Raw genomic sequence first — 2,867 nt, 5'->3', positions numbered from 1 at the left:
ATTGAGGCAAGGGAGGTATCGTTTCTCCTTCCTGAGCAGTTGACAGCTGAAATTGAGCCCCCCGCTTTTCCTCCTGTGCTCAATGATTTTCGTTTTTCCACAGATCATGAGAAGACGAAATCTACCTACCAATTGGCAATGGATGCAGCAGACCTTGCCGTGGTACAGAACCACTTCCGTGAAATAGGGAGGGACCCCACCTATACGGAACTGAGGGTCATCGACACCTATTGGTCGGACCATTGTCGGCATACCACATTCTTGACCCAGTTGGATAAGGTAACCATTGAAGATCCAGAGATTGCAGCGACCTATGCGTCCTACCTGGATGATAGGAGGCAATTGGGAAGAGATAACCCAGTAAGCCTGATGGATCTCGCAACGATTGCAGGAAAACTGCTCAGAGCACAGGGTAAGTTGGATGCACTTGACCTCTCTGAGGAGATCAATGCATGCTCGGTGAGGATTACCGTGGATACCCCCGATGGTTTGGAACCATACCTGTTGCAGTTCAAGAATGAGACACACAATCACCCGACCGAGATCGAACCCTTCGGGGGAGCGGCTACCTGTATAGGCGGGGCAATTAGGGACCCCCTTTCAGGGAGGGCCTATGTCTATCAGGCTATGAGAATCTCCGGTAGTGCAGATCCGCGTATCCCGCTCTCCCAGACCATGGAAGGAAAACTCCCCCAGCGGACGATTGCCCTACGCTCCAGCCAGGGATACAGCTCCTACGGTAATCAGATAGGCTTGGCAACAAGCCTGGTAGAGGAAGTATATCATCCGAATTTCATGGCCAAGCATATGGAACTTGGCTTTGTCCTTGGTTGTGTACCCCAACGCTATGTCAGGCGAGAGCGGCCTGCTCCTGGTGATGTGATAGTCTTGGTGGGAGGACGTACGGGAAGAGATGGGTGTGGGGGAGCCACAGGTTCCTCCAAAGAACACGATACACAATCCCTCGAATCATGCGGGGCAGAAGTACAGAAAGGAAATGCACCAGAGGAGCGCAAACTACAGAGATTGATGCGTAATCCAGAGGCCATCAGTATGATCAAGAGATGCAATGACTTTGGTGCAGGTGGGGTGAGTGTTGCAATCGGTGAGCTTGCTGACGGGCTTATCATTGACCTGGACAAGATCCCGGTCAAATATGCAGGGTTGGATGGGACCGAACGAGCCATCAGTGAGAGTCAGGAACGTATGGCGATGGTGGTGGAAGAGAGCGATGCTGAAGCGTTCATCCGCCTGGCTGAAGGGGAAAACCTTGAGGCAACCGTGGTGGCAACCGTGACAGAGTCTCCTCATTTGATCATGCTCTACCAGGGAAGGAAGCTTGTTGATTTGGACCGAAGACTGCTGGACAGTAATGGGGCAGCAAAACATTCAACCGTTTCGATTCCCCTCCTAACCAAAAAAGAGGAAACCCCTGCTCCGCCATTTGATAAATCAGCATTCAGGAGACTCTTGGAAGATTTGAATGTGGCAAGCAAGCAACCCTTGGCTCAACGATTTGACAGTACCATCGGATCCACTACTATGCACTATCCCTTTGGGGGGAAGTACCAGAGAACACCAGAGCAGTGTATTGCATCCACGATTCCCCTCAGAGGAGGGGAGTCCAGGACAGTGACGCTGGCTTCCTGGGGATATGACCCCTACACAATGAGTGAGAATCCCTTCCAAGGTGCATTCTCCTCTGTAGTACACTCGCTTGCAAAGGTGGTGGCATGTGGGGGAAACCCTGAAGAGACGTACCTCTCCTTCCAGGAGTATTTTGGTAGGGTTGGTACTGACCCTGGACGCTGGGGTATTCCGCTGGCCGCACTTCTTGGTGCCTACAAGGCACAGAAGTTGTTCTCGGTGGCTGCCATCGGGGGCAAGGATTCCATGAGTGGTACGTTCCAGGATATTGATGTTCCTCCTACCTTGGTAAGTTTTGCAGTATCGAAGACTAACACCCATAGCTTGGTTTCTCAGGAGTTCAAACGAATTGGCTCGACGCTGGTATTGCTCTCTTGTGACAAGGAAGAGGATCTGCCTGCACTGTTTGCAGAAGTGAACAAGGCAAAAGCGCTCAGTGCCTATGCCCTTGGCTATGGGGGTATAGCCGAAGCAGTGGCTAAGATGGCACTGGGAAACCGAATCGGCTGTGAGCTTACCACAAAGGAAGATCTGCAGAAAAAGCGCTATGGTGCCTTTTTGCTGGAATTGGATCCAATGAGTCGACACATCGGGGTCCCCATCGGGCGTACCATCGAGGCTGAACAACTCTGCTTCCCTGGTTTCTCAGTGGACCTTGCCACGGTGGAACAGTGGCTGATCTCTCCGCTCTCCTCTGTCTACGGATCGGTCAATCCAGAAAGGGATGAACAACACATTCCCTCTCTGGAGTACAGCAAGCGATCGGAATCACACTCCCGTTACCCAAAGAAGAAGCCAAGGATTCTGCTTCCGGTTTTCGAGGGAACCAACTGTGAATATGATGTGGAACGTGCTTGGAGATATTGTGGAGGGGAACCGGAGATATTTGTGATCAAGTCGATGAGTCCTGACCTGATTGCCTCAAGCATAAAGCAATTCACAGAGCTTCTCTCAAGGTCCCAGATTCTGTTCCTCAGTGGAGGGTTTTCAGCCAGTGATGAACCTGACGGATCGGGCAAACTGATCGCTACCTTTTTGCGTAATGAACTGGTCAGGAAAGAGATCCATGCACTCCTGGATGAGCGCGATGGATTGGTAGGAGGTATCTGCAATGGGTTTCAGGCCTTGCTTCAAGTTGGCTTGTTGCCGCATGGAGCGGTTACAGAGCCCCAAACGGGAGACCCCTTACTGATTGAGAACATCCAAGGGCACCATATCTC

The 2,867-nt window shown here is 51.6% G+C and carries 1 protein-coding gene; it reads left to right on the top strand.

The window, feature by feature from the left end:
* Positions 1-39: 39 nt before the first annotated feature.
* Positions 40-2,867, top strand: a 2,828-nt coding sequence (locus JF818_RS07195) for a phosphoribosylformylglycinamidine synthase (protein WP_233066675.1), incomplete at its 3' end; no start/stop codon positions are given.

The sequence above is a fragment of the Sphaerochaeta sp. S2 genome (assembly GCF_016406725.1).
Classification (GTDB): Bacteria; Spirochaetota; Spirochaetia; order Sphaerochaetales; family Sphaerochaetaceae; genus Sphaerochaeta.
This window is presented reverse-complemented; position numbering and strand designations above follow the sequence as displayed.